Consider the following 25786-nt stretch of genomic DNA (forward strand, 5'->3'; position numbering starts at 1 on the left):
TGCCAATAGATTTCTGAATAAGTATTTAACAATGAATAAGTTTCGATGAATGCGGTCTGGGTACCGCTTGCTCTCTCGCTTAAGGTCGCTGGCTGGGCGACGTTGCTGAATTTAGTGTTCGGTGTCGCCATCGCCTATGGCCTGGCACGCTGGCGTTCGTCGGCGCGGGATTTGGTCGACTCCATTCTGACCTTGCCATTAGTGCTGCCGCCAACGGTCCTCGGCTACTATTTATTAGTCGTATTAGGTCGACGTGGGATAGTCGGCGAGTGGCTGGAAAAATGGGGGATCGAGTTAGTCTTCACCTGGCAAGGCGCGGTCATTGCGTCTACCATCGTCGCGTTTCCACTAGTATTGAAATCGGCGCGGGCCGCGTTTGAAGATGTTGACCCGCAACTCGAAAACGCAGCAAGGGTACTCGGCATTTCCGAAGTGGCGATTTTCTTCCGCGTCACACTGCCACTCGCATCCAAGGGTATCACCGCCGGTATTTTGCTGGCTTTCGCGCGGGCGCTAGGCGAATTCGGCGCAACCTTGATGATTGCAGGCAATCTGCCGGGCCGCACTCAAACACTATCGGTTGCTATCTATGAAGCGGTGCAAGCCGGTGACGATAATACTGCCAATTTGCTGGTCTTAATTACGTCGGTCACTTGCGTCGTGCTGCTGCTAATTGCGGGACGTTTAGTACCAAAAGCCCAGCGCAGGAGGCAATGACAATGATCATAAAAGTCGAACTTCAAAAACGCTTGCAAGCCGATGATCGCAGCTTTCAGCTCGACATTGCCTTCACCTCCGATAGCAAACGCATCGTCTTGTATGGCCCCTCCGGGGCGGGTAAAAGTCTGACGTTGCTGGCAGTAGCCGGGTTGTTGACGCCCGATCAAGGGATGATCAGCATCAACCAGCACACTCTATTCGACCATCACCATGGCATCAACTTGCCGCCACAACACCGCAACGTTGCTTACTTATTTCAGGATTACGCACTCTTCCCGCATCTGACGGTTGCGCAAAATATCTCTTTCGGCATAAAAAAAGGCTGGCTAAATCCGCGCAAAGCCAGCCATCATCCGCGCGTACAGAAGTGGCTAACGTTGTTTGAATTAGGCGCTACCGCCAATAGTTATCCGCACCAGCTATCCGGCGGCCAACGTCAACGTGTCGCCTTGGCGCGCGCTTTAGTTTTGGAACCCGATATGCTACTGCTGGATGAGCCATTTTCAGCCCTCGATCCTGCTTTGCGAGACCGCATGCGGAACGAGTTAAGCGAATTGCAAAAGCAGCTTAACGTGCCAATGCTGGTCATTACGCACGATCCGGCTGATGTAGCGGCGTTGGGTGACGCGGTATTTGAGATTCGGGACGGCAAGATTGCCTCGACCAAAATGGCTTCACAACCGACCTGAAATCGCCTGCTTTAACCACGGAACTTCCACGCAAGCAGCATCGAGCGCGGCGGCTTCAGTCGCATAGGCTGTAATCGAATAATCGGCGGTCAACGTCCAGCGCCCTTGATCTTCCGGATCTTTACGGAAAGCCTTAAAGGTGAATGTGCCATCGTCCTGCTGCGCGATGTCGACACAATGGATGCCGGTCTCGTCTTCGATGCTATGGATGACCATTTGTCCCGCCTTTATTTCAATTCGGATTGATGACTAACGCCATTGCAAAAATTGTCCGACATTTTCTCTGGCAAAAATCAGTATAGTCCAAAGATTGACCGCAATCAGAGCGAATGCAACAGAATGTTTACCGCCCTGATATCGTATTTTTTGACATCTGACAGTTATTAATATATCTCGATGCGCGCAAATAAAAAGCCCCCGTTTGAAAACAAACGGGGGCTTTTTTAACATCATTTTTTTAATTTCAGCTAGCCCCTGCAATCAGGCGACTTTTGCTTCGAAGAACTGTTCGTCTTCTGTCGAACCGTGTAATGCAGTGGTCGATGATTGACCTTGCTGAATCGCTTGCGTCACAGCATCGAAATAGCCAGTACCAACTTCGCGTTGATGTTTTACTGCCGTGAAGCCTTTGTCCGCAGCGGCGAATTCGTTTTCTTGCAATTCGACGAAAGCAGTCATTTGGTTACGTGCATAACCGTGGGCCAAATTGAACATCGAGTAATTCAATGCATGGAAACCGGCCAGCGTGATGAATTGAAACTTGTAACCCATCGCGCCGAGTTCTTTCTGGAATCGGGCAATCGTTGCATCGTCCAGATTCTTTTTCCAGTTGAACGAAGGCGAACAGTTATAAGCCAGCATCTGATCCGGAAACTTGGCATGGACTGCATCGGCAAATTTCTTCGCGAAAGCCAGATCCGGCTTGCCTGTCTCACACCAGACCAAATCGGCGTATTCCGAGTAAGCCAGCGCGCGCGAAATTGCCTGATCGATCCCCGGACGTGTTTTAAAGAAGCCTTCAACGGTACGCTCACCGGTCAAAAATGGCTTGTCGTTATCATCCACATCAGACGTCAACAAATCCGCCGCTTCTGCGTCGGTCCGTGCAATTACCAATGTAGAAGTGCCGGAAACGTCGGCCGCCAGGCGGGCCGCATTCAACTTCTCAACCGCTTCACGCGTCGGCACCAACACTTTGCCGCCCATGTGACCACATTTTTTTACCGAAGCCAGTTGATCTTCAAAGTGGACGCCAGAAGCACCCGCATCGATCATGGATTTCATCAGTTCATAGGCATTCAACACGCCGCCGAAACCAGCTTCTGCGTCAGCAACGATCGGCGCGAAAAAGTCGATATCGTTTTTGCCTTCCGACCATTGAATCTGGTCGGCACGCGTAAATGTGTTGTTGATACGTTTAACGACTAGCGGTACTGAATTAACGGGATACAGCGATTGGTCAGGGTACATTTCACCTGCGGAGTTCGCATCGCCAGCAACTTGCCAGCCGGACAGGTAAATAGCTTTCAAACCGGCTTTGACCTGCTGCATTGCCTGATTGCCGGTCAACGCGCCCAAGGTATTGACGAATGGCTCGGTATTCAGCAAATGCCACAGCTTATCCGCACCACGTTTTGCCAACGTGTGCTCGATTTGCACCGAACCGCGCAAACGCACGACATCTTCTGCCGTGTAGTTACGTTTTACGCCTTTCCAACGCGGATTTTCTGCCCAGTCTTTTGCCAATGCCTGTACTTGCTGTTCACGTGTTGTCATCGTCATTCTCCAGTTAATTAACCTAAAAAAATCGCGCAATTTTTGCTAAAACGTCAAAACAAACGCAAAGTCGATGGATTAATGATAGGCGCTTTCGTGCAGAGCAACAATGACGCATATTAGACATATAAAAAAAATTTACTTTTTATAATCAGATACTTAATGACTATGTTTTGCAATGCGGAACAACATCTCTTGGGATGGAATATAAAAATGGTGCGACGCACATTAAAATTTCATATTATGAAATTTGCATTTTGTATCGTGAGATTTCTCGCTTGCTGTGCTGTTTTCCTGCGGACAATAAAAATGTGATGAGCGCACTCCTCACATTTTTAGGCTAAACAAACGCTAAAACGACATTAAAACGACTTCGTCAATCCCACATACAGGCCGCGCCGTTGTCCAAACTGCGGCGCACCAACGCCGACACCAGAACCATCACGGATTTCATAGACGCGATCAAACAGGTTGATGACGCTCAGACGCGCCGTCAGCTTACCAATCGGCGAATCCTTAAACGTACGACTAACGCCTAAATTGACCTCGGTATAAGAAGGCAAATGCTCTGTGTTGGCAAAACCGCTGCGCAGGCCGCTGCCAAATAGTGCATCGGCGCTATAAGTCGTGCCCTGCCACAAGTAAGAGATTCCGGTCGAAGCCGTAATACTTTGATCGTGATCCACATGCACCCAATGGTTAGAGATGTAAGCCAGCTCATCCGGATCAAAATTGTATTGGCTGGAGACGATATTTTTACCCAGCGCGACAGAACGCGCCACGTTGAAATAGCCTGCCAAATTATCGTTGCGATAGTTCAGCGTTAACTCCAGACCGTACACTTTGCCCTGCGCATAATTGAACGGCGTGAACAACAAGGCCGAGCCGAATTGGCCCTCATCCAGCATGTTTTTTATCTTTTTGTAGTAACCATCCAGCCCAATCGAAAAATGCGGCGTCAATTGATGCACCACCCCAAGATCAAAATAGTCCGAACTTTCAGCCTGCACCGCATCATTCTGACTGCTGGCAGAAGCATTCGTCGTACCGTTAAAACTGGCAACCGTCGTCGCGGCGATCAACTCGCTGGTAGGCGGCGTAAAGTATTTTGCATAACCAGCGTGAAACGTAGTCTGCGGCGTCATCTGAAATACCACGCCGATGCGCGGACTTAATTGGCTAGCTGTAACGTAAGCATTGAGCCAATCAGCCCGAGCGCCATAGTTAATAGTGACCCGATCACTGATCTTCCATTCATCCTGCAAATACACGCCAGTCTGATTCGTCGTTTTTTGGCCCTGATCGTTGATCGTGATCGGCGTCGTACCCAATTGATCGCCATTTGCATCAGTTGTGAAAGTCAGCGAATCGTTACTATTCTTCAGAGTTTCGCGGGTATAAGAAATACCGGCGCGCACCGTGTGACTGTCATTGAGGCGATAGCTGCCATCTGCTTGCAAGCCATTCGCCAAACCTGTGCGCAACACGCGCGAAGCGACGCCGGTGTAGAGCAGATCGCCAGTGTTGTCCGGCGCAAACAATACCCGCGAATAACGGCTGAATGCAGCGACCTGATAGTCGATATCGTTACCGATAACACCTTGCAACGCCAAAATGCCATAACGGTTGGTTTCGCGCTGACGCTCATTCAGATTTTGGGAAGGATAATTGTTCACGCCATCCAGTTGAAAGCTTGGCGTCTGACCGGGTGAATTCGGAATCTGAAAGCGACCGTCAGAAGTCCCCAGAATCAGGCTGACGCGTGTATCCGGGTTCAACAAATAAGAAAAATAACCGAAACCCTTGTTTTGTAGCGAACGATCATGAATCGCAGACGATGCGCCGGTTGGGTTTTCAATACCTAAATTGTTCGCACCAAAAGAACCGTTGACGTAATAACTAAAGCCATCGTGAGAACCGCTGACGTCGCCGCTGATTTGCCGGGTATTGTTGCTGCCGACTTCAATCCCGATATTGCCGCCGTTGGCTACTTGGCCCGTTTTTGTATGGATATCGACTACGCCAGCAGTGCGATAGCCGTATTGCGCGGGCAGTGCCCCGGTCAGCAAATTGACGCTATCCACAAAACGCGTATCCAGCGTCTGACCGAAGCCGGAAATACTCTCCGGCAAAATAATTCCGTTTAGACGGTACTGCAAATCGGCATGGTCACCGCGCACGTGCAATTGTCCAAACGAATCCTGCGCCACGCCGGGTGCACGCAGCAATACTTGATTGAATGCGGTGTTTTCGCCCTGCGGTAATGCGGCGATATCTTTTTGCCCGATGCGATAAATACTGCTGCCGGTTTCTACCAGAATGCCATTTCTGGCACGATCTAAACGCTCGCCAGTGACGACTACTTCATCCAGCGTTTGTGTATTGACCAGCGTGATTGCGGTCGCAGCCCCGGCATCCGCTGCGACGATGACGGTCTCGGCGCCGGACGCGAATGTGTCTTTATCCACGTTCACAGCGTAAGTACCGGGCGCGATATCAGCAAAGCCGAAATAACCTTCTTTATCACTGGTAGTGGTGGCGACGGCGTGGCCGCTGGCATCTTTCAGATCAACGTGGGCATCTGCCAATGGGCGACCCTTGGCGTCACGGATCATACCGCTGATGTGTTTAGGCGCGACTGAGGTCGCCTTGGTCGTCTGTGCGTAGACAGGGGCGGAAAAACTATAGGCGAGCGCAATCAAGGCGCTCATCCGCAATAAGCGTGTTTTCATTCTCAAACTCCGAAATGGTAGGCACAGCCCGGCCATGACCGGGCTGTGTTCACCCAATTACATTAAATAAAGGAAGTTAACGACGAGAAAAAACACGCGGGGGCGCTTGCGGATGCGGGATCAGATAACGCTGATTTTGCGGGACAAAGAAATAGGCAGCGTCCGGCAAGACGTAATAGACGAACACCAGCACCGGCACCACTGCCGCAATTGGCACTAATGATGGCGGCGCTGGGAAATGCGCCGCGAGATTACAGCTGACGCAATCCGTCGATTCTTCGGCCACGCCATGATCGTGAAAAGCCATGCCGATCAACTGCACCACCAAAATCGTCAGCGCCAGCCAGAAAGCTAGCTGTTGAAAACGGGTCTTGCGTCGTCGCCGATCCGAGAAATAATCCTGAACAATTAATTGCATGCGCAACCGTCGCACGGCATGCCACTCGCGCCATGTGGCGACGACGGCAATCGGCAAAATAAGAGGCACATCGGCATACTGTTCATGCGCTTAGGAGAGTTAACGATGACGGATAAATAAACGGCCAACGCCGCGCAATCACTAGTCTAAAGGGGTTCACCCTGTCCTCGCAACAAAAATGCAACTGAGTTGCAAAATAGAGACATCAACGCCAACGATCGCATCAAGGCATAATCACGCTGATGCTTTTGTTCAACATGTTTCCGCCCACCCTAATGCAAATAACAAGGATAAAAATGACCAGCCGCGAAGACACTTTGGCCCTATGGAAAACGCAGGAAGCAAACGTCAGGGAGCGGCTGGCCGCGCCGGGCGTTGCAACGTTGGCGCAATTAAAAGAATTCAGCGGCATGGAATTTCTTCAGCAAATTTGGGACGGCAAGCTACCGTCCGTCCCACTCGGTGAGACGCTGGACTTCATCCCCGTCGAAGGTGAGCCGGGTCGTATCGTGTTTCAAGGCACGCCCGGCAAGCAGCACTACAATCCGATAGGCAGCGTCCATGGCGGCTACTTCTGCACCCTGCTTGATTCCGCGCTGGGCTGCGCGGTGCACTCCGTTCTGCCGAAAGGCATCGGTTACACCACGCTGGAATTAAAAGTAAATCTGATTCGCGCCCTGACAGAAAAAACCGGCCCGGTACGCGCCATCGGCAAAGTTATCCAAGTCGGTAACAAAGTCGGCGTTGCCGAAGCAAACATCGTGGATGTCGACGGCAAAATCTATGCGCATGCCACCACTACTTGCCTGATTTTTCCGCTGCCGTAATTCCCGCTGAAGACAGTCATCTGCTAAGGCAACATACAAAAGGCGGAGTTCGCGAGACGCATCCGCCTTTTTGCCTTAACAGATCAGGTCACCACGATCACGCCGGTCATATCCTCATGCCCCGAGCCGCAGAATAAATCGCAGTGAAACGTAAATTCGCCGACTTTATCGGGCGTAAAACGTACTTGCGATGCTTTGCCCGGCAGAATATCTGTGCGCACCTTAAAATCCGGCGCATTGAATCCCATCGGAACATCCAGCGTCGTAAATTCCAATGCCACCGGCACGCCGCGCTTCAACATAATCCGATTCGGCGCGTAGGTAAATTTGCTGGCGACAACCTTAATCACCTGCTCCTGCGAGGAAGTTTGCGCAATCGCGATTGCAGAGGCGGCTAAGCCTATCCCAACACTCGCAGCGCCAATCAGGAAGCGGCGGCGCTGTGGGCTGGTGTGAATATTATTGAGTCTAGTCATGGTCAACCTTTCTGTACGGGGTATTCAGTGATGCTGTAATCAGCACTTTTTTGTGTTGCGTCAACTTCTCGAAATCCCAGACCGCGATACGGTTGCGCGCTATCCCATGCCAGCGGCGTCCGTTTCGGCTGAGAACCCGGCGCTGGCAACGGAAAGATCAACGACTTCGCAGAATGGTGCGCAATGTGCTCGGTCATGTGATGATTTTCCTGATGAATATGACCGTAAAACACCGTAACGTTGGCGTGCGGCATTAACAATTCCAGCGCTCTTGCACCATCGCGTGTCGCCCAGTCCCATTGAGGATAAAGATCAAATAACGGCCGATGCGTAAATACCACTATCCGCGCGTCTTTCGCTTGTTTTTCCAGGTCCAGCGCCAGCCAGCTTAATTGTTCGTCGCCGATGCTCGCACCGGGATCGGAAACGTTATCGAGCACAATAAAATGCACCCCTTTATGATCGAAGGTGTAATGCGTTTTACCAAAAAACTCCTGATAGGCTTTGCCCCGATCCAGTCCGGCATCATGCTCGCCGGGCATAAAATAGACTTGCTTCACCTTCAATTCGCTCACAATCGCCTTAAATTCAGATAAGCGCTTGCGACGCTCTTGCGGGTCGTCGGTGGTATGCGTCAGGTCACCGGTAAACACAATAAACTCCGGCACTTGGTCAAGACTATTGACCGCCGCGACCGCTTTTTGCAGCGTGCCATGCGCATCTGGATTCGGCGCACCCTCAAACCCCCAATGCGAATCCGACATTTGCACAAAAAAGAAATCCGTGGCGGCATTGTCACGGCTGCCTGCCGCTGTCGCCCAACCGCTCAGCCCGGAAACGAACACCGCCCCACCCAATCCTGCAAGCCGCATAAAACTACGTCTATCACATGCGTTCCCCATCACATTCTCCTCCGCGATTTCAGCATTGCCGATCACTTGACCGGTAACATCCAAAACCGATAAGCGCAGCGTTTTATTCCCGTCTTTTCACTTTTTCGGCAGAAAAAAAACCGTATTTAGTGGGAATAAAATTGCCAGCCGAGCGGTATGATAGATAGCCAACAGGAACCTACAGCATGACTGACTCGACCAAAGAAATGCGCTTTCAGACCATCGTGCTGCCGCATCTGAACTCGGCATTTAATCTGGCCAGCTGGCTAACGCGCAACCGTCCGGACGCAGAGGATGTTGTGCAAGAGGCCTATTTACGGGCGTTTACTTTTTTCGATAGCTTTCATGGTGAAGATGGACGTGCCTGGTTGCTGACTATCGTGCGCAATACCTTTTATACGTGGTATCAGCAGAATCAGATGCGGAATACTTTATTTGACGAACAATGTCACAGCGCTGATGGCGAGAATATTGCTGAAAACCACGCTACCGATAACGATCCGGCAAATGTCCTCCTGCAAAAAGATAGCCAGCAGCAATTGTTGAAGGCGCTGCTAGCGTTGCCACTAGCGTTTCGCGAGGTGATGGTGCTGCGTGAACTCGAAGAATTGTCGTATAAACAGATCGCCGTCATTGTCGGGATTCCGCTAGGTACAGTCATGTCGCGTTTAGGACGCGGCCGTCAGTTGCTGGAAAGCAAGTTGCGGGAAGATACAGCGCACGCGCCAGCGATAACACCCATGCGGCAGGAGATATGATGGAACATCAGCAAGCACGCGAACTTTTACCCGCTTACGTCGATCAAGAATTAGGCCTCGGGGAGGCGATTCAGATTGAACGCCATCTGAATGACTGTGCCGAATGTCAGCAAGATTATGCGCAACAGAGCCAGCTCTCTTCCCAGCTAAAAAACCCTGCGTTCTACTTTGAGGCCCCCGCAGATTTGGCCCAACGGATCAATGCGGCCCTCCTGAAAGAGCGCGCAACGCCGGCTTCCGCATCTGCTTCAAGCACAGCCGCCGCCGCACGTCCAAGACGTTGGTATACAAATTGGCAACGCAATTGGCAACGCAACTGGCAACGCAACTGGCTGAACGTCGGTGCACTGTTGACAACTTTGCTGGCGGTATTTTGGAGCGTCGGCATGTATCTGACATTACCAACGTCACAAGATCAATTGGCCAATGAAGTTGTCGCCAGCCACGTTCGTTCGTTACAGGTCGATCACTTGTCTGACGTAGTTTCCTCCGACCATCACACGGTTAAACCCTGGTTCAACGGTAAGCTGAATTTTTCGCCTCCGGTGGTCGAACTGGCAACGCAAGGCTATCCGCTGATCGGCGGCAGATTAGACTATCTGGACGGCCAGCCGGTCGCTGCGCTGATTTACCATCGTCAATTACATCCTATTAATCTCTACATCTGGCCAACCAGCAGCGGCGATACAACACCAATGACGGAGAGCCGGCGCGGCTATCATCTCGCGCACTGGACTACGGGAGGAATGACGTACTGGGTTGCATCGGATGTGGCCGCAACAGAATTAGCGAGCTTTGTCACCTTGCTGCGAGCAGAGCTAAATCAAAATGAATGATTGATTCAACGAGACGTGCCTGACACAAAAATAAAACAGGACACACGCAATACTGCGTGTGTCCTATTTTTTTAAGTGTCAAATTAGCCGGAATTATGCGGCCTTGCGCTCTGCCTCGACCTCGGCCCGCAAACGTTTCGCTGCCAGCACCATGTTTTCCAACGCGGCGTAAGTTTCTGGCCAGGCACGTGTTTTCAAACCGCAATCTGGATTGACCCAGAGACGCTGATCTGGAATAACCCCACGCGCTTTGCGCAGCAGACGTTCCATCTCATCGACTTGCGCCACGCGTGGCGAATGGATATCGTAGACGCCCGGGCCTATATCGTTCGGATAAGCAAATTCTCCAAACCCATCCAGCAATTCCATATCCGAACGCGAAGTTTCTATCGTGATGACGTCGGCATCCATCGCGGCGATCCAGGGCAAAATATCGTTAAATTCTGAATAGCACATATGCGTATGGATCTGTGTTTCGTCCGTCACACCGGCGGCGCTGATTTTGAAGGCGCGCACCGCCCAATCAAGATAATGCTTCCAGTCCCGTGCTTTAAGTGGCAAGCCTTCGCGGAACGCTGGCTCGTCGATCTGGATCATGCCAATGCCCGCTTTTTCTAGATCGCAGACTTCGTCGCGCAACGCTAAAGCGATTTGCAGCGCGGTGGCTTCACGCGGTTGATCATCGCGGACAAACGACCATTGCAGCATCGTCACTGGACCAGTCAACATGCCCTTCATCGGTTTATCGGTCAGCGTTTGTGCAAACTGACTCCAGCCGACAGTCATCGCTTCTGGACGATACACATCACCATAAATAACCGGCGGTTTGACGCAGCGCGAGCCATAGCTTTGCACCCAGCCGTTTGCAGTGAAGGCATAGCCCCATAACTGCTCGCCGAAATACTCCACCATGTCATTGCGTTCCGGTTCGCCATGCACCAACACATCCAGCCCTAGCTCTTCTTGCTTCTGCACGACCAGACGGATTTCGCTGCGCATTTGGTCAAGATAATCCAGATGCCCGATCTCGCCACGCTTGTAGGCGGCACGCGACTGGCGGATTTCAGCGGTCTGTGGGAACGAGCCAATCGTCGTGGTCGGAAAGAGTGGCAAATTCAATTTCTTTTGTTGCTTGCTAATCCGGGTTGTAAATCCGCTAGTGCGTTCTGCATGGGCCTCAGTGACTGCGGCCAAGCGTTTTTGTACCAATGGATTATGAATCCGAGTGGAACTGCGGCGGCTAGCCAACGCGGCGCGTGAGGCGACAAAATGGGCTTCGATTTCTTGTGCAAAAACTGCCGTTGCATCTGAATTCAAAGCCGCTTTCAACGCCACGATTTCCGACAGTTTTTGGGTCGCGAATGACAGCCAGCTTTTCAATTCCTGATCGAGCTTATCTTCATTTTTTAAATCGACCGGCACATGCAGCAAAGAACAACTGGAACCGACCCACAAACGGTCACCAAGCCGCGCCTGCAAAGGCTTGAGTTTAGTGAGGATTGTATCGAGATCGCTGCGCCACAAATTGCGTCCATCGACCACGCCAACCGACAACACCTTGTCTTGCGGCCAGTCAGCGATAAACGCATCAAGCTGCGCATCGCCACGAACCAAGTCCAGATGCACGCCCATTACCGGCAAATCGCGCAGTAGCGCAGCATGCGTTTGCACTTCACCAAAATAGGTTGTCAACAACAATGGCGGCGCAGACGCCGTCAGTTCAGCGTATACCAGAGTAAACGCCTGCACCCAGTCGCTATCCAGTTCCAAGGCCAGAATCGGCTCATCGATTTGCACGGCGTGCACGCCTGCTGCTTGCAAACGTGCGAGTAATTTTTGGTAGCCTGCAACCACTTTTGGCAACAAGTCGAACTTATGTGTCAAACCGGATTTGACCTTACCCAGATACAGCAAAGTCAGCGGTCCGACCAGCACGACCTTAGCTTGATGACCCAGCGCTTGCGCTTCGGCGATCTCATCGAACAACCAATCAACGCCACCATCAAACTGTGTCTCGATACTCCACTCGGGGACCAAATAGTGATAGTTAGTATCGAACCATTTCGTCATTTCCATCGCAAAGTGTTGCTTGCTGCCGCGCGCCAACGTGAAATAATCCGCCAACGTCAATTGTTTGGCGTCAAACCCAAACCGCTGCGGAATCGCGCCGAGTAACGCCAGCGTGCCCAACAGCTGGTCATACCAGGCGAAATCGCCCACCGTCACAAAATCCAGTCCGGCATCCGCCTGTGCTTTCCAGTGGCGTGCGCGCAAGGTTGCACCAGTCTCACGCAGCGCAGCCTCGTCGGACGCACCCTTCCAGAAAGACTCTTGTGCGAACTTCAATTCGCGCTGAGCGCCAATGCGGGGAAATCCTAAAACGTGTGCTAGTGCCATTGCTATCTCCAAGTAAACAAATCCGATAGCTGGCAGTTTGTCGCAACTTACACTATGATTCAAACGAGAAATATTAAGAATCAACTTGAATTTCATTCATAGTCAAAGCGCACTCATGCAATCCATACTCGAACTCCGCCACCTGAAAACCTTGCGCGCATTGCGTGAAGCGGGCAATTTGCTGCGCGCCGCCACGTTATTAAATGTCACGCAATCGGCGCTATCCCATCAGCTAAAACAACTCGAAGACCATCACGGCACCACTTTTTTTGAACGTAAATCGGTGCCAGTCCGCTTTACCCCGGCAGGTGAACGGTTGCTGAAACTGGCCGATGCAGTATTACCGCAAGTTGCAGAAAGCGAACGCGATCTGGTGCGCATGGCGCAAGGTGTCGCCGGGCAATTACGAATAGCCGTGGAATGTCACACTTGCTTCGACTGGCTGATGCCCGCCATGGATATTTTCCGCAAGCGTTGGCCAGAAGTGGAGCTAGATATTGTTTCTGGTTTTCAGGCCGACCCCGTTGGTTTGCTGTACGAGCATCGCGCCGATGTCGCCATCGTGGCGGAAGTCGATCATGACGAGAAGGTCGATTACCACCCGTTATTTAGTTTTGAAATCGTCGCATTATTAGCCCACGATCATCCGCTGGCATCGCGCGATTTTCTGATTGCAGAAGACTTTGCCACCGACACTTTAATTACCTATCCGGTGCCGGACGATATGCTCGACGTGGTGCGCCAAGTCCTTAAACCGGCCGGTATCAATACCGCCCGTCGCACCACCGAGCTCACGGTTGCGATGCTGCAACTGGTGGCAAGTCGACGCGGGATCGCGACGTTGCCAATCTGGGCTGCGCAAAATTATGTGAACCGTGATTATGTTTTATCCAAACGTATTACACCAACAGGATTGATCGGAAAACTATACGCGGCATGTCTGCCGGAAGCATCGGAGAAACCGTATCTGGCCGACTTTGTCAGCACCACGCGCGAGAGTTGTTATCTGGATTTATTAAACGTGGAGTTACTCTGATTAGCGGAATAAAAAAATAGCTAAGCGCCGTATTTGATAATAATTTAGAGATTACTTTCCACGCGACATTAATACTTCAAAGCAAGGTGTTACATCATCGCAACTATTAAATATGTTGATCTGCTTTGAAATGTGAACTATTGTTACACCTAGCTGATCGAACATTTTTAGTGTGTTTTTTTGTGTATTTTCTATCTATACTTTGCTCATAAAAATCACAGAAAGCAGGAAATGATGAAACTAATTAAGTCAGCTATATTTGATGAATTTCTCGGCTCTGACATTTCGCAATGGTCGAGCAGACTGAAATATCCTGTGATTTTTTTTGCGGCCATTTCTTTGACATTATTAGGTCTGATCGTATGCGTCGAAATAACCAGAGAATGGCATTTGAGTGTTGGTAGCATATTAAATAGATCTTTCGATTCAGAAACTTTTATTGCGATCATCGCGATAGGCCTACTAGTTACTCTCGCCATTTTCGCAACTTCGCGCCCACCTCAAAAACGTTGAATAAGTATTGATCGAATAATCAGCGACTAATCAACATCCTGTTGCTGTTTTCTATACTTGTTATAAAAAATTAAATCCTCACTAACAAACTATTTATCAGTTGTTAGTGAGGATTTTTTGTCTGACGCAACGTTACACCGTCTAACCTAAGCGCCATCATTTTTCCACGTAGAGCGTTACCCGGGGTTAACGTGCATTTGTCCGCGCATGCCGTAATAATGCATATCCGCTTCGAATAAGCGAAGTCTTCTATAATCACCTCCTTCAGCATCCGGCCATCGCCGATAAAAGCACAACAAGCTTTCTGCAGAAATACGTTGCCAGATAGACCTGTTGAAATTTACATCCAGAACAATCAAAAAATGCATCAAAAAAAAACATCAAGCAACCTCGCTGGCATTGTTTTGCAAAGTCGTTGATAACTTTGGCGACATTGGCATTTGCTGGCGTCTGGCAAAACAATTAGAACGAGAACATGGCATCGCGGTTACCTTGTGGGTAGACGATTTGCGTAGTTTTCAGCGAATTTGCCCAGAAGTCGCCATTGACCGCGCAGAACAAAAGATTGGCAATGTGACGGTACGCCATTGGCGCGATCAAGACGGTGTATTTGCGGTCAGCGATGTCGCCGATATCGTGATCGAGTTTTTTGCTTGTGACATACCGCCCGGTTATATCACTGCGATGGCACAGTGCTCGCCGCAACCAGTATGGATAAATCTGGAAGGTCTGACTGCGCAAGAGTGGGTAGAAGGTTGCCACACCTTGTCGTCACCGCATCCGTCGCTATCGTTGACTAAATATTTTTTCTTTCCCGGATTTACCGAAAAAACCGGTGGTTTGATGATCGAATCCACGCTGCAAGACCAGCGTGATGCATTCCAGCAAGACCAAATGGCAATGACCGCATTTCTCGGTCAATTTGGCGTAATGCCGACCGAAATGGGATCGCTGAAGATTTCGCTATTTTGTTATCCGCAAGCACCAGTGGCGGCTTTATTCAGCGCCTGGCAGCAGACCGAGACGGCCATTACCTGTTTGGTGCCGGAAGGCGTCGCTAGCGATGCTGTGCAGGCTTTTTTAGGGCAGGCTGGCAAAGCCGGTGCCACGGCGACCCACGGCGCGTTAACCGTGCGTGTGTTGCCCTTTGTTCCGCAGTCAGACTACGACAAACTCTTATGGGCATGCGATCTGAATTTTGTCCGGGGAGAAGACTCTTTTGTGCGCGCGCAATGGGCGGGGAAGCCGTTCATCTGGCATATCTATCCGCAAGATGAAGATTTGCATCACGTTAAATTGCAGGCGTTTTTGCAACGCTACAGCGCTAAAACAGACAGTTTAGTGGCGCTCTCACTGGCCTGGAACGCTGCCACCGGCACTGTTGATGGATCAGCGAATGTCACGCAGACATGGCTATCATTTGCAGCGGACATGGAAAAAATTGCTTTCATGTCACCAGCCTGGCAGCAGAAGTTGCGTGCAAATGGTGATTTCACTAGCAATTTACTGAAGTTTTGCGAAACAGTTCGGTAAATAGTGCCCCAAATCAGGTTAAAATATACGGCTAATTTTTAACGCACTTTAAAATTCAATCAAACGTAGGCTTGCGGCGCTTTCGCCGGTGGGCTACAGATGATTTCTATGTAACCACCTTTTTTACGTATATTCACTATGAAACCTGCAAAAGAAATTCGTGTTGGCAACATTATTATGGTTGACAGCAAGCCAATGATCATTTTGCGTTCGGATGTCAACGGCTCAAGCCGCACCGGCTTCACCTACAAATGGAAGATGAAGAATCTTCTGACAAATAGTCCTCAGGAAAACGTTTTCCGCGGCGACGATAAGTTTGACGTAGTTGTGCTCGATAAAAAATCCGTAACGTATTCGTATTTCGCTGATCCATTGTATGTATTTATGGATGCAGACTACGAACAGTATGAAATCGAAGGCGAAAATCTGGGCGACGCCTTGCACTATCTGAAAGACGGCATGGAATGCGAAGCTGTTTTTTACGATGGCAAAGCAATTTCAGTCGAACTGCCAACGACAATCGTTCGTCAGGTTGTTTACTCAGAACCAGCTATTAAAGGCAACACATCAGGCAACGTCCTGAAAGAAGCCAAGATCGAAAATGCCGTTGAAGCGCATAGCCACACCGTTCAAGTCCCGTTGTTTGTTAGCCAGGACGACATGATCGAAATCGATACACGTACCAATGAATACAAAAAAGTAGTCCGTAACTAATTCACTGCAACTAAACTGTCATTTCCCTGCGCCCTGCGCAGTTCAGGAAAACAGTGTTGACGTAAATAAAATGCCCCGCAGTCAAAATGACTTACGGGGCATTTTTTTATCTACGTTTTAGCGCATCGAAATAATCAGGTAGTATCCCTGCACGTTAAAAATATTCTGTGGCCACGCAATGCGCGTCACGTCACGCCGGTACAAAAAAACTATCAGGCGTGATGCGAATGCCCCGACAAACACCTGGAGAAGATGATGGACCGACCTTCGCCATCAGCAGATTTCATGCGGGCGCATCCGATCTTAAAAAGCTGAATATGCATTCGAAAACGCCATACTTTTGCTTACGGTTGATGTGGCATTAAAAATCTTTTGAACAAGCCCCAGGATTCGGCAGAGAGCTTCACATCGGCACCGATAAACGACAGGCAAGCAAGGTGCGTAGAACACGCCTTCCAGACATTCAACTCTGACGCCTCCTCGGCCCTGCCCTGCGTTTCAGTCGGTTGCTGCCGGGCCGCTTGCATGGCGACGACAAGACGTTGTAATAATGGATTTCTGTGAGCATACAGCGTCAAATTCTCAACCCCATGCGCAATCGCATCGACCACCTTGCCATCACAAAGTATCAGCCAGGTACGCAAAATAATCGCACCGATACAAGAACGATCAATTGTCAGGCACGTATCGACGGCCTTCACAGCCTGTTGCAAATCGCCCCCCGCCAGCAAATACAAGGCATGGTAAAAGTGGACTTCTGCCACGCCCGGTGCCAATGCAGCCGCTTGCATCAGCAAAGCGCCAGAATCGACGTCGCGCCCTTGCAAATGATTCAACCAAGCCAATTGCGCCAGCGCCAATAAATTATTGGGCTCCAGATTTAATGCTTTTTCCACGATAAGCCGGGCCTCGGACGTCCCCTGTGCAGAGTCGATTAGCCCCACCAGCATCAGCGCCAGATAACATTCAGCCAACGCACACCATGAAGGTACGTGCGCCGGATCTAACGCCAGGCATTCCCTGAATTGCGCCGCGGCCCGCGTCAGGCTATCTGGCGTAAAACTACGCAAGTCACGTTTGCCCAGTAAAAATGCCAGCGTCACATTCATAGATGCCTGCTGCGGCACACCAGCGCCCCACTGCAGCGACGGTATGTAACGCGGCAACAGCGTACTTAATTTATGCTGCAATGAAAGCAGCCAGCCCTCTTCTGCAAAATCGACATTTTCTCGATGGAACACCGCATGGTCGAGGGCGCGTACCAATTCCATCCGCAACATTCGGATGCCACCGACGATTACCGAATAGCCGGTCAAATAAAAATCAGGTGCCATGTCTTTAATCAACGCCGCGACCTCAGAAGCTGCGTAACAACTTTTGGTCATTGAGGCCGGAAAAACCGTCAACCCAAACGGCCTGAAGTGCGACAAGCTTTGGATGATGGCATCATGCACCGCCAACATATCGTGATCGCTGCTGCTCATGCGAAAAGGCAGCACTGCCAGCTTGCAGCCGGATGGTTCGGTCGGACGACTATAAATGACGCTGACCGGTTGAGAGAACCGATAACCCTGTCCGTAAACATTTAAAATATAGCGTTTATCCTTGCAGTCCATCAAAATCCTGCGCAGCACATAAATGCAACGGGACAGTGATTCCTCGCTGGCGATTTCGTCACCCCAGACAGTTTCAAGCAATATATTCTTAGGAACAATTTCACCCAGTGCTTCCAGCAGCACCTCTAGCACTGCTCGTTCTTTGGGCGGGAGCGCGATTTCTTTACCATGGTGAAATAAGACGGCGTTCGTCAGAATAAAGTCGCCGATAATAAATTGCTTTTTGCCACCGACACCAATACCGGTCTCAGATTGATCTACTGCACACGCAACGGCAGACGCACATTTCGACATCGTAATTCTCCTATGAATATATTCTTACAGATGTCGATGTTCTAATAAATCGCGGCAGGCCATCAGAATCTGTGACGCATCGCTATCCTAAAGCAATACAACGAAGGTAAACAGTATAGATATCGGAATAACGAAGAGATATGAGAGAACGATGGCGCATGGATGAGAGGATTCTCGATTAAAGCGGAATTTTCGGGAATGTAGATGGCGGTACGCGAACGTTGCACGCATTTCTGCACACTGGTAGTGCGACAATAATACGCTTCACGCCGATGTGCGATGCTGCCTGACACCGGCGCTTTGAGCCTAATCGTAGTAAGCGTTAATTTGTAAACGGAAATATGTTGCTAGGTCGTGCAGCGTACCCGGCTGAAGCGAATCTATGCTGACGCAAACCACCGGCACTAGTGATTACGCTAGCCTGCACTCTTACCATAGGATAGCTGCGCCTGAAGTCTGGTGGACCATCCTTAACGACCTTCGTTCTCAGCAGTGCAACATCGCTCTGAACCATCAAAATTGGCCCGCCTACCGACGTAGCATCGCTCAGTCCTTTGATCAACCTAGCGGTCTTGTCGCCCATATCATCGATATTCGCAGGAACGGGGTCAGTCTGATCAGAATCACGCATATCTAACCGCGGTGGTGACACCTCAAGCTGAGGAACGGGAAGAACTGGCTCTTCGTCCAGATTCTGCGGAAAAACGACCACAGGATCAGGGGGCGGTGTTAATGGACGCAGCGGCGCCGCCTCGACCATCGGTTTCTTGATGTGTTGATTCAGTGCGATAGGTTCCGGTGTGAATTTCCACGGCGGCTGAATCGGCGAGTTCCCCGGAGAAGATGCATCCGGCAGGTAATCTACAGGAGGAGTATCCGGCATGGGAGGAAGAGGAGGTGAAGCGGGTTCAGGCGCGCCCTGGGTAAGCGAAGGATAAACCGGAAACCCTATCGACAGTGGCGGTCTACGCCGATTCGACAGCGGCGTAGTGTCTGAGGTCATCTGGCGAAGATCAACCTCAATCGGCCTTGAGTAATGCGAATAGGGATGCACCAACGTTAATCGCGCAGCCGGTGTTAATCTCAGAGGTTCTCGGGCAGGCGGCTTCCACCTAAGTTTATTTTTATAGTCGTCATCGTTTCTGTTCGGAATAGTGTAACCACCGCCCTCCGACCCTGGCCCGTCACGCTCTAGCGGCAATGGCCGCGGAGGGCCATCAAACAAAGTCGGGCCTGGATGCGATGCAGGCTGAGATGGTTCGGGTGCCAAAGTACGCAGATATTTTGCCGCTGAAGCCACCAGGATGATGTCTTGAGCATAGACATACAAACTTGGCGTATTTTTTATCCTCATATTCCGCGCATTTTCAATTTCATCACCGCAGGCTATCTTGACCATCTGCAGCCCCTGCTTTTTGGAGTCTCCTGTTAAACAACGATTCAATATCTTCTCAAGATGGGCGTTGATCTCTTGTGTCAGCAAACCCGTTGCGAGCCTGTTGCCGAAAAATTTATGATCACCGTTGGCCTGCTTTCTTAACAAGGTCAAAAGCTCTTTTGATATGTGCGTTACATTTTTGTTGGTCGTCTTACTAACACCGCAGGAATAGCCCTCCAACTTGTCCCTCCACATTTCTTGCGCATAGCCCTGACCAAGCTTCTTCAGCGCTTTCAAAGTTGCAGTGGCACTCTGCTTATCACCCTCGGTTTGCGCTGTGCTCAGCTGATGACAGGCATACTCCCTTGCGCTTTCAAGCGTTAGCGCAAATTCCTCCACACAGCGCTGCCCAGTAGAGCTAGACATCTGGTGAAAGCACTGCTTCAGTTTCACCGCCTCGTCCAGGTCCGGGCGGTGCTCACACAAAAGCCGCACACAAGTATCCTGATATTGTTCAGGAAAATTTTCTATATGTTTCAAACCAGTGGGCGAAGCCGCTACCGTCGCACCAACCGCAGGCAAGGGCACCGTTTCAAAGACACGTATTTCCGTCGCATAATCATGCAACAGCGGGTTACGTGTATTTTCCGTTACTGGCGCAGGTGCCGCCAGAGAAAGTGGAGTGCTGTGAACCTGCATTATCCCGGTAGCAAAAGGCATTTTTACCGCGGTCTGAGCGCTAATCGATGGAGGTACCAAAGTTAGGACTGAAGTTCCGACTGAAGTTCCTGACATAAATCCTTCACATGGGTAGTCACTACTTATTTTGAATGCAGGCAAAGCCGCTGCAGCGACATTGCTACGCTATATAGAATGGCGGGTACAAAAAAACGTTGATCAGATATTGATCAACGTCAATCGGCACAACACCTTCACTACAAAAAGACCTTGGTTTATTTCAAAGCTCGCACCGCCGCCAGGCGACAAACAAACTCTTCCTCGGCCAGATAGGGTAAGACTGCCCTCTCATCAGTTGCTGCGCTTTGCAGTTGCGCGACTACCCGGTAGATATCCTCAACCAAGGCCATCGTTGCCAGCTCCCTGGGACCAATATCAATGTCAAACGCCGTATTCAGCGAAAGGCACATATCGAGCAATTCCAGAGAGTCCGCATAAAAACTGTCGACAATATTCGCTTTCGCATCTATCGAAGTCACGTCAACGCAAAAGTGCCCGGCTAGCAATGTCCGAATTTTTGCTTCCTGTTCCTGATTATCGGAGTGGCATTGATTTAATATAGAAAGCGATGGCATAGTTAATGACTTAAATCTGAAAAAATGGGGTATCCGTACTCAGCAGCACGTCAATTAATTTGCTCAGCACCTGCAGCAAATTGTTATACGAATCGTTCCCGTGGGTATATTTCATACTGAGAGTCTGCATCGTATTTTTAAGGTTTTCTTCTTGTGCTTTGAAGCCTGCCTGCCATGCCTGGAATTTTGCCGAACTGAGCACCTGGACGCCATCCGCTAGCTTGGATATCATGATCTTCACAGGACCCAAATCAAGTTTGACTACCCAAACACCTCCAATCTTTTCCACACAAGTAGCCTGATCAGGAAATTTTTCAGGATCGGCAGCCGGAAGCCCCAGACGCTCGGCCCAGGCAAGGGCCTCGGCTTTGTTTTTATGCTGAAACAATTTCACATCGCCGTACTTCTTCTGCAAAGCTACCAATTTCGACTTGAGTGCACCGCTATCGAAACGGATATGGTTTTCTTTGTCCGACTCGTTAATCAAATTCCCCATTTCGGCCAGAATATCGCTGAATTCAGTATAAAAATCCTTATTCTTTGACATCGCGTTTTCATAGACCGATATAAATCCCGCCTTAATTTGCCTGATCGTATTGATCATGTTTAGGCAAATTTCCCAACTACTATCGCCGCCCAAACCGTCTGGCAGAAAACCAGCGAATGGAGCGAATTCCGTCCCCTTAAATTCGCGGTACAAATACTTATAGTCGTCCTCAATCGTCTTCACCTGTGCCAACGGCACCGGGCAAAGCATCAGGGAAAGACTATTGAACGCCATCTCCAGCTTGCGCTCAGCCAGTGCTTCTTTCGCTAGCAGCGTGGGATTTGCCGCATCATAGGGATACCCCGAGCCAGCGATGCGCGTCCCGGTTACATCGCGATTATCTTGTTTTCCGTGTGCTTCATGCATCTCGGTCCGAACCTGCAATATCTCGTCCAGTGCGGCGCGCGCCTTTAATACCGTGCTGCGATAAGGCATCCCTGTATCAGCCGCGCTAATCGATGCAGCCATTTCATTCAACACCGTCCTTTCCTGCCGTTCGGTCGTTACTTTGGCATCCACTTTGTAAAGCAGTGCTCCCGGCGCAGGTCGGCCAACGTTCGCTATATCACTCATATCCTCATCCTAATTTTATTGAATAATTCCAGAAAAACTGGACGTATGGCGTTACGTAAAGCAGCCGCCGATATTTGCACACGCAGACGTAACGCCACAATCCGACTATCCTCTGCCAGTGCTGGCAATCATCGTTTTGATCGTCGAATCGAGTTTGTCCATTTGCGCAAGCATTCGCTGAATTTCTGCGCTGATGAGCTCACTGTCATTCTTACCGCTGTCCTGCGCCTGCGTACTGGCATCCTGCATAGCGCGCGACGCCGTCCGATTGTAATCACCTTCCGAGCGCAGTGTGGCGGCATGCGCCAACTCTCCTGAGGCAGAAAGACTGGCCAAGGTGTGTCCTACACCGATCATTGCATCGCCCTTAGTCTGCAAGCGTCCGTTTTTCACACCAAAAAGACGGTGCTCGCCCTCTAGCTTGGAAGCCTCGGTTTGCAAGGCAGTCAGTTCACTTTGCTTCTTCGCTATATCAAAGGGTTCTACGGCAGTGCCGCTGGTTCTAAACGGTGTACTACCAACCGCCGGTTCTGGATTGATATTTGCCACATTATTATTCTGTTTATGGATTGCACCTTGCAGCGCATCGGTCCGTGTCCCGATATCGTCTTTCAATGCCATCGACTTCCGCAAACCTTTTTCGCTATCATTGATATGATTGATCTCTTTTCTCGATGCCTGCGTTTTCATTCCTATACCAGTAGCAGTCAAAGCAACTTGTGTCGCACTGTGCAATACAGCAGATCTGCTGGTGGCAATGCCTTCATTTTTGACCGCGTCAGCGGCTTTGTTCGCCGTAGCTTCGCTCATTACTGCGATATCTCCCGCCATCACAGTGATACCCGAACGCATATTTTGCAGCGCTATAATGACCAGCATGCACAGCGAAGCCATAGTATTCAAACCAAAATTACTCACTGAGTCAGTCAGAATTTTCTGCTCTTCTATAGAAGGTTTGGTCGGGTTGGTGTTCGGTGCATCAATCACCGGAGCACTCGCATCGCTGCGCGCAAGCTCACCACTTTCACAACGCTGCATGTTAGCGCAAAGAACGGCCGCTATACTGGCGACAGAAGCGACGTTGGATATCACTATTTTTTCGGATAATCCTTTTACGTTACCCAATGGTTCTTTATCCGTGGACCGAAAGTATTCCTGGGGCGATCTATTTGAGACTTCCATCATCTTTTTCCTCTTTATTTATCAATTTACTTAAAAATGGCTTGAATCAAATCTGCCACGTTCTACATTACCTGGCAGGATCAATTGCTATCATTAATCACGCGCGGCGTCTTCCCGCCTGACGCGCACCAGCCAATATCAACCGCCCGGTATTCGCCTCATTCGCGCCCATTTTCGACAAAGCCGTCGTCATGCTATGAATCATATTTTGGTCACTCGGAATTTCATCCATCGCCCTCTTGATGAACTCACTTAGTTGCCGCATCATGTTTTCAGATTTCATAAAATCCGCAGCCGCACTTGCCGCTTTTTCCTCACTTTGACCAACCACAATACCGCCAGCGCCTTGAACCCCGCTGTGCGCCATGGTCATCCCATTTTGTACATGGCCAAAATTTTTTGCATACATCTGCGCGGATAGTTCGTCGGTTTTAAACCCCATTTTTTGGGATACCTGGGTCGCTGCACGTCCAACTACCTGTTCCACTCTGACCATGGCAGTGGCAAATTTCGGCACCATTTTTTTGGCGGCTGCACGAATGACCTTCCCGATCAGGCTAGCCATTTTGCTTGCTACAGCTTGGCCGACCACCATCACCAATACCGTCATTACGATGACCGCGATGGCCGTGATGACGGTGGTCATGATCGCCGAAATTTTTTCGACGAGGTCCTTCGCAATCCCCATATCGGTCAATACGGCACTGATCTCTTTCTGAACAAATTCCATCATTGGCATAATGACGTTTTTCATCAGCGGCTCCATGACTACGGACAAAGCACGATCAGTCAGAGATTGCCCTGTGATCCCACCTACCGCGGCATCTGTCACCATGAAGGCAAGACCTACAGCAGTGGCCACGCCAAAGGTGGCAACGGTAGCGACTACTGCGGCAACCAGAATCAATGCACTAATGATATTGCCGATGCAACCAGCAATTTTCTGTGCTTCTTCGGCCTTCCGCACTTGCGCATCAAACGATTCCGCAGCTTTTTCCATTGCTGCCTGCCGCGACACCTGCATGGCTTCAAATAACGACAGACTATTTTTCAGCGCTTTCGTACTATTCTCGCCAAGCGTTTTAATCAACTCGGCCATCAACAAATTTAAATGCGTTAATTTTGATAAATTCAAATCGCCCATACCAACAACTTGTCCCTTTGCGGCCTCAACTAGCGCATCTAACGCCAGAACCACCGCAGCGGCTTTTTGCTGAATTATGAGTTTTGCTTTAGCCAGAACACCAACGGCGTCCCAGATACTCTTAATTGCAGGCTCGACCATGCCGCTCTTTTCAGAAAGCTCAGTATCGAATTCTTTACGCTGCTGCGCAGTCAAGTTGTTAGAACTAAGAAGAGACTTCAGTTCGGCAATTCTATTATCAATTGCCTTCAATGCCGCCATGGCCGCCTCCGCTTCGGCAGCAAGACCCTCGATCTGATCGATCGCAATCGCTTCCTCCTTCAGCGCGTTCATGGCGTTCAACTCCAGGAACGCGAAGTGTTGCTGCTGCGACGACATCATATTTTTAAAAATACCGAGGCGATTTTTCAAATCACTAACCATGCCCGCGCCGAGCAATGCGACCAATTCTGCAAACAGTTTGGTCATGGTGGCTTCGCTGCTTAAGCCAGCTTCCCGCTTAGGTTGCGCCAACAGCGGTCGCGCAAGTCCGTCACGCGCAAACGCACCAGCGTTGTTATCAGCGTCTTGCTGCCAGGATGTGGCGATCAAATTTTTATGGGCCTCCTGCGCAGCCCCCATAAAATCTCCACTCTTCCGCACATTTACCTTTGCGGCATCGAACAAGTCCGCATTGGCGCGAATACGCTCAAAACCACTCACGCTATCTACCATTGCATTTACTCCTATTTAATTGTGTCGTCTTCAGAATTTTCATCGTGAAGTTCTGTTTCTTCCTGTTGGTCGGATGACGCTTGACCATTCTTCAGCACATCCAGATAAACCTGCGCTTTACTGCACAACGCTGCATCTTTACTTTGTTCGCACACCAGCTCGAAACATTGCCGCGCCTTGGCGGTCCTGTGCGTACCGAGATGGCACTGCCCGGTAAAAAACACGGGGCGATAATCGTCTTTCAATAAAGCAAAAGCCAACACATACAACTCAATCGCTTTTTGATATTCTTTTTTTAGCTGACATACTGCCGCCAGGCCCATGATGTATTGCGTATTGTAGAAATCGTAAATACACAGGAAACGGAAAAATTTCTCTGCATCATCCAAACGCCCTTTTCCGTAAAAATCATAGGCGTGGGCATACAAGTTATCCATCATGTCATCCGAAATACCATGCAGATCTTTTAACGTCGCACCGCTGTTAATGGCGTCCCAGATAATTTGCACCGTTTCTTCGTTTGCCACATCATCGCCAGCATTTTCAAATTCTTTTTTTGCTTCGGTTTTCATCACTTGCCTTTCGCTAATTTCCCGCTTTCGCGTGGTATCAGTACGATGGAAGTATTAAAACATTCACCCCTAAATTCAGCATTCAGGAATCGTCCATTCGTACCATTTTTGTTACTAAAAAAGACAACTTATTGG

At 50.0% G+C, this 25786-nt stretch carries 22 protein-coding genes; 8 read left to right on the plus strand and 14 right to left on the minus strand.

The window, feature by feature from the left end; genetic code table 11:
* The first annotated feature begins 45 nt into the window (after positions 1–45).
* Positions 46–717 carry a molybdate ABC transporter permease subunit gene (modB, locus tag C7W93_RS08980; protein WP_108439698.1) on the plus strand — a complete coding sequence of 224 codons (672 nt, stop codon included), beginning with the start codon at positions 46–48 and terminating at the stop codon, positions 715–717.
* Between the two features lie 2 nt (positions 718–719).
* Complete coding sequence (locus tag C7W93_RS08985) at positions 720–1409, plus strand: ABC transporter ATP-binding protein (RefSeq protein ID WP_108439699.1); 690 nt, start codon at positions 720–722, stop codon at positions 1407–1409.
* Here the strand turns inward: C7W93_RS08985 and C7W93_RS08990 are convergent.
* The 4 genes from C7W93_RS08990 to C7W93_RS09010 form a co-directional block, all read right to left on the minus strand.
* Positions 1395–1625, minus strand: a complete 231-nt coding sequence (locus C7W93_RS08990; RefSeq protein ID WP_108439700.1) for a hypothetical protein — start codon at positions 1623–1625, stop codon at positions 1395–1397. The two genes, C7W93_RS08985 and C7W93_RS08990, sit on opposite strands and share 15 nt — an antisense overlap.
* Positions 1626–1889: 264 nt before the next feature.
* Entirely contained in the window at positions 1890–3185 is a 1296-nt protein-coding gene (gene aceA, locus C7W93_RS09000; protein ID WP_108439702.1) for an isocitrate lyase, read from the minus strand.
* Positions 3186–3547: 362 nt separating this feature from the next.
* Positions 3548–5917, minus strand: a complete 2370-nt coding sequence (locus C7W93_RS09005) for a TonB-dependent receptor (protein ID WP_108439703.1) — start codon at positions 5915–5917, stop codon at positions 3548–3550.
* A gap of 76 nt (positions 5918–5993) precedes the next feature.
* Positions 5994–6404 (minus strand): hypothetical protein, encoded by a 411-nt coding sequence (locus C7W93_RS09010; protein ID WP_146177537.1) that lies wholly within the window; start codon positions 6402–6404, stop codon positions 5994–5996.
* A 227-nt stretch (positions 6405–6631) separates the two neighbouring features.
* Here C7W93_RS09010 and C7W93_RS09015 point away from each other — a divergent pair, with 227 nt between their 5' ends.
* On the plus strand, positions 6632–7162 hold the full coding sequence (locus C7W93_RS09015; protein WP_108439705.1) for a PaaI family thioesterase: 531 nt from the start codon (positions 6632–6634) through the stop codon (positions 7160–7162).
* A gap of 83 nt (positions 7163–7245) precedes the next feature.
* Here C7W93_RS09015 and C7W93_RS09020 read toward each other — a convergent pair whose 3' ends face one another.
* Together C7W93_RS09020 and C7W93_RS09025 are read right to left on the minus strand one after the other, a co-directional pair.
* Positions 7246–7638, minus strand: coding sequence for a cupredoxin domain-containing protein (locus C7W93_RS09020; protein ID WP_108439706.1), 393 nt, complete (start codon positions 7636–7638; stop codon positions 7246–7248).
* 2 nt (positions 7639–7640) lie between these two features.
* Positions 7641–8540, minus strand: coding sequence for a metallophosphoesterase (locus C7W93_RS09025; protein WP_108439707.1), 900 nt, complete (start codon positions 8538–8540; stop codon positions 7641–7643).
* A 176-nt stretch (positions 8541–8716) separates the two neighbouring features.
* On the opposite strand from C7W93_RS09025, the gene C7W93_RS09030 reads away from it, so the two are divergent.
* Together C7W93_RS09030 and C7W93_RS09035 are read left to right on the plus strand one after the other, a co-directional pair.
* Complete coding sequence (locus tag C7W93_RS09030) at positions 8717–9289, plus strand: sigma-70 family RNA polymerase sigma factor (protein WP_108439708.1); 573 nt, start codon at positions 8717–8719, stop codon at positions 9287–9289.
* Complete coding sequence (locus C7W93_RS09035; RefSeq protein WP_108439709.1) at positions 9289–10125, plus strand: anti-sigma factor; 837 nt, start codon at positions 9289–9291, stop codon at positions 10123–10125. Before C7W93_RS09030 ends, C7W93_RS09035 begins: the two co-directional genes overlap by 1 nt.
* A gap of 93 nt (positions 10126–10218) precedes the next feature.
* On the opposite strand, the gene metE is transcribed toward C7W93_RS09035, so the two are convergent.
* Positions 10219–12522 carry a 5-methyltetrahydropteroyltriglutamate--homocysteine S-methyltransferase gene (gene metE, locus C7W93_RS09040; RefSeq protein ID WP_108439710.1) on the minus strand — a complete coding sequence of 768 codons (2304 nt, stop codon included), beginning with the start codon at positions 12520–12522 and terminating at the stop codon, positions 10219–10221.
* A 115-nt stretch (positions 12523–12637) separates the two neighbouring features.
* Between metE and C7W93_RS09045 the strand changes: the two genes are divergently transcribed.
* The 3 genes from C7W93_RS09045 (at position 12638) to C7W93_RS09060 (ending at position 16318) form a co-directional block, all read left to right on the plus strand.
* A complete protein-coding gene (locus C7W93_RS09045; protein ID WP_108439711.1) occupies positions 12638–13558 on the plus strand; it encodes a LysR family transcriptional regulator in 921 nt (306 codons plus the stop codon).
* A gap of 846 nt (positions 13559–14404) precedes the next feature.
* Positions 14405–15604 carry an elongation factor P maturation arginine rhamnosyltransferase EarP gene (gene earP, locus C7W93_RS09055; protein WP_225869790.1) on the plus strand — a complete coding sequence of 400 codons (1200 nt, stop codon included), beginning with the start codon at positions 14405–14407 and terminating at the stop codon, positions 15602–15604.
* 138 nt (positions 15605–15742) lie between these two features.
* Positions 15743–16318, plus strand: coding sequence for an elongation factor P (locus C7W93_RS09060; RefSeq protein ID WP_108439713.1), 576 nt, complete (start codon positions 15743–15745; stop codon positions 16316–16318).
* A 344-nt stretch (positions 16319–16662) separates the two neighbouring features.
* Here C7W93_RS09060 and C7W93_RS09065 read toward each other — a convergent pair whose 3' ends face one another.
* The 7 genes from C7W93_RS09065 to sicA form a co-directional block, all read right to left on the minus strand.
* Positions 16663–18228, minus strand: coding sequence for a winged helix-turn-helix domain-containing protein (locus C7W93_RS09065; RefSeq protein WP_108439714.1), 1566 nt, complete (start codon positions 18226–18228; stop codon positions 16663–16665).
* Between the two features lie 322 nt (positions 18229–18550).
* Positions 18551–20326, minus strand: a complete 1776-nt coding sequence (locus C7W93_RS09070; RefSeq protein WP_161539905.1) for a hypothetical protein — start codon at positions 20324–20326, stop codon at positions 18551–18553.
* A 233-nt stretch (positions 20327–20559) separates the two neighbouring features.
* A complete protein-coding gene (locus tag C7W93_RS09075) occupies positions 20560–20919 on the minus strand; it encodes a phosphopantetheine-binding protein (protein ID WP_108439716.1) in 360 nt (119 codons plus the stop codon).
* Between the two features lie 10 nt (positions 20920–20929).
* Positions 20930–22039, minus strand: coding sequence for an IpaD/SipD/SspD family type III secretion system needle tip protein (locus C7W93_RS09080; protein WP_108439717.1), 1110 nt, complete (start codon positions 22037–22039; stop codon positions 20930–20932).
* 105 nt (positions 22040–22144) lie between these two features.
* On the minus strand, positions 22145–23077 hold the full coding sequence (locus C7W93_RS09085) for a hypothetical protein (protein ID WP_146177538.1): 933 nt from the start codon (positions 23075–23077) through the stop codon (positions 22145–22147).
* A 241-nt stretch (positions 23078–23318) separates the two neighbouring features.
* The gene (sctE, locus tag C7W93_RS09090; RefSeq protein WP_108439719.1) at positions 23319–25079 is read right to left on the minus strand and encodes a type III secretion system translocon subunit SctE; all 1761 of its coding nucleotides are present in this window, start codon (positions 25077–25079) and stop codon (positions 23319–23321) included.
* A gap of 11 nt (positions 25080–25090) precedes the next feature.
* Positions 25091–25651 (minus strand): type III secretion system translocator chaperone SicA, encoded by a 561-nt coding sequence (sicA, locus tag C7W93_RS09095; RefSeq protein ID WP_108439720.1) that lies wholly within the window; start codon positions 25649–25651, stop codon positions 25091–25093.
* Positions 25652–25786: the final 135 nt, after the last annotated feature.

The organism is Glaciimonas sp. PCH181 (genome assembly GCF_003056055.1).
Classification (GTDB): domain Bacteria; phylum Pseudomonadota; class Gammaproteobacteria; order Burkholderiales; family Burkholderiaceae_D; genus Glaciimonas.

Coding starts and splice junctions, on each gene's coding strand:
- aceA (WP_108439702.1), bottom strand. CDS start 3,185: ATGACAACACGTGAACAGCAAGTACAGGCATTGGCAAAAGACTGGGCA.
- modB (WP_108439698.1), top strand. CDS start 46: ATGAATGCGGTCTGGGTACCGCTTGCTCTCTCGCTTAAGGTCGCTGGC.
- C7W93_RS08985 (WP_108439699.1), top strand. CDS start 720: ATGATCATAAAAGTCGAACTTCAAAAACGCTTGCAAGCCGATGATCGC.
- C7W93_RS09080 (WP_108439717.1), bottom strand. CDS start 22,039: ATGAGTGATATAGCGAACGTTGGCCGACCTGCGCCGGGAGCACTGCTT.
- C7W93_RS09005 (WP_108439703.1), bottom strand. CDS start 5,917: ATGAAAACACGCTTATTGCGGATGAGCGCCTTGATTGCGCTCGCCTAT.
- C7W93_RS09020 (WP_108439706.1), bottom strand. CDS start 7,638: ATGACTAGACTCAATAATATTCACACCAGCCCACAGCGCCGCCGCTTC.
- C7W93_RS08990 (WP_108439700.1), bottom strand. CDS start 1,625: ATGGTCATCCATAGCATCGAAGACGAGACCGGCATCCATTGTGTCGAC.
- C7W93_RS09015 (WP_108439705.1), top strand. CDS start 6,632: ATGACCAGCCGCGAAGACACTTTGGCCCTATGGAAAACGCAGGAAGCA.
- C7W93_RS09070 (WP_161539905.1), bottom strand. CDS start 20,326: ATGCCTTTTGCTACCGGGATAATGCAGGTTCACAGCACTCCACTTTCT.
- C7W93_RS09060 (WP_108439713.1), top strand. CDS start 15,743: ATGAAACCTGCAAAAGAAATTCGTGTTGGCAACATTATTATGGTTGAC.
- C7W93_RS09025 (WP_108439707.1), bottom strand. CDS start 8,540: ATGGGGAACGCATGTGATAGACGTAGTTTTATGCGGCTTGCAGGATTG.
- C7W93_RS09085 (WP_146177538.1), bottom strand. CDS start 23,077: ATGCAGCGTTGTGAAAGTGGTGAGCTTGCGCGCAGCGATGCGAGTGCT.
- C7W93_RS09030 (WP_108439708.1), top strand. CDS start 8,717: ATGACTGACTCGACCAAAGAAATGCGCTTTCAGACCATCGTGCTGCCG.
- sicA (WP_108439720.1), bottom strand. CDS start 25,651: ATGAAAACCGAAGCAAAAAAAGAATTTGAAAATGCTGGCGATGATGTG.
- metE (WP_108439710.1), bottom strand. CDS start 12,522: ATGGCACTAGCACACGTTTTAGGATTTCCCCGCATTGGCGCTCAGCGC.
- C7W93_RS09075 (WP_108439716.1), bottom strand. CDS start 20,919: ATGCCATCGCTTTCTATATTAAATCAATGCCACTCCGATAATCAGGAA.
- sctE (WP_108439719.1), bottom strand. CDS start 25,079: ATGGTAGATAGCGTGAGTGGTTTTGAGCGTATTCGCGCCAATGCGGAC.
- C7W93_RS09065 (WP_108439714.1), bottom strand. CDS start 18,228: ATGTCGAAATGTGCGTCTGCCGTTGCGTGTGCAGTAGATCAATCTGAG.
- C7W93_RS09035 (WP_108439709.1), top strand. CDS start 9,289: ATGGAACATCAGCAAGCACGCGAACTTTTACCCGCTTACGTCGATCAA.
- C7W93_RS09045 (WP_108439711.1), top strand. CDS start 12,638: ATGCAATCCATACTCGAACTCCGCCACCTGAAAACCTTGCGCGCATTG.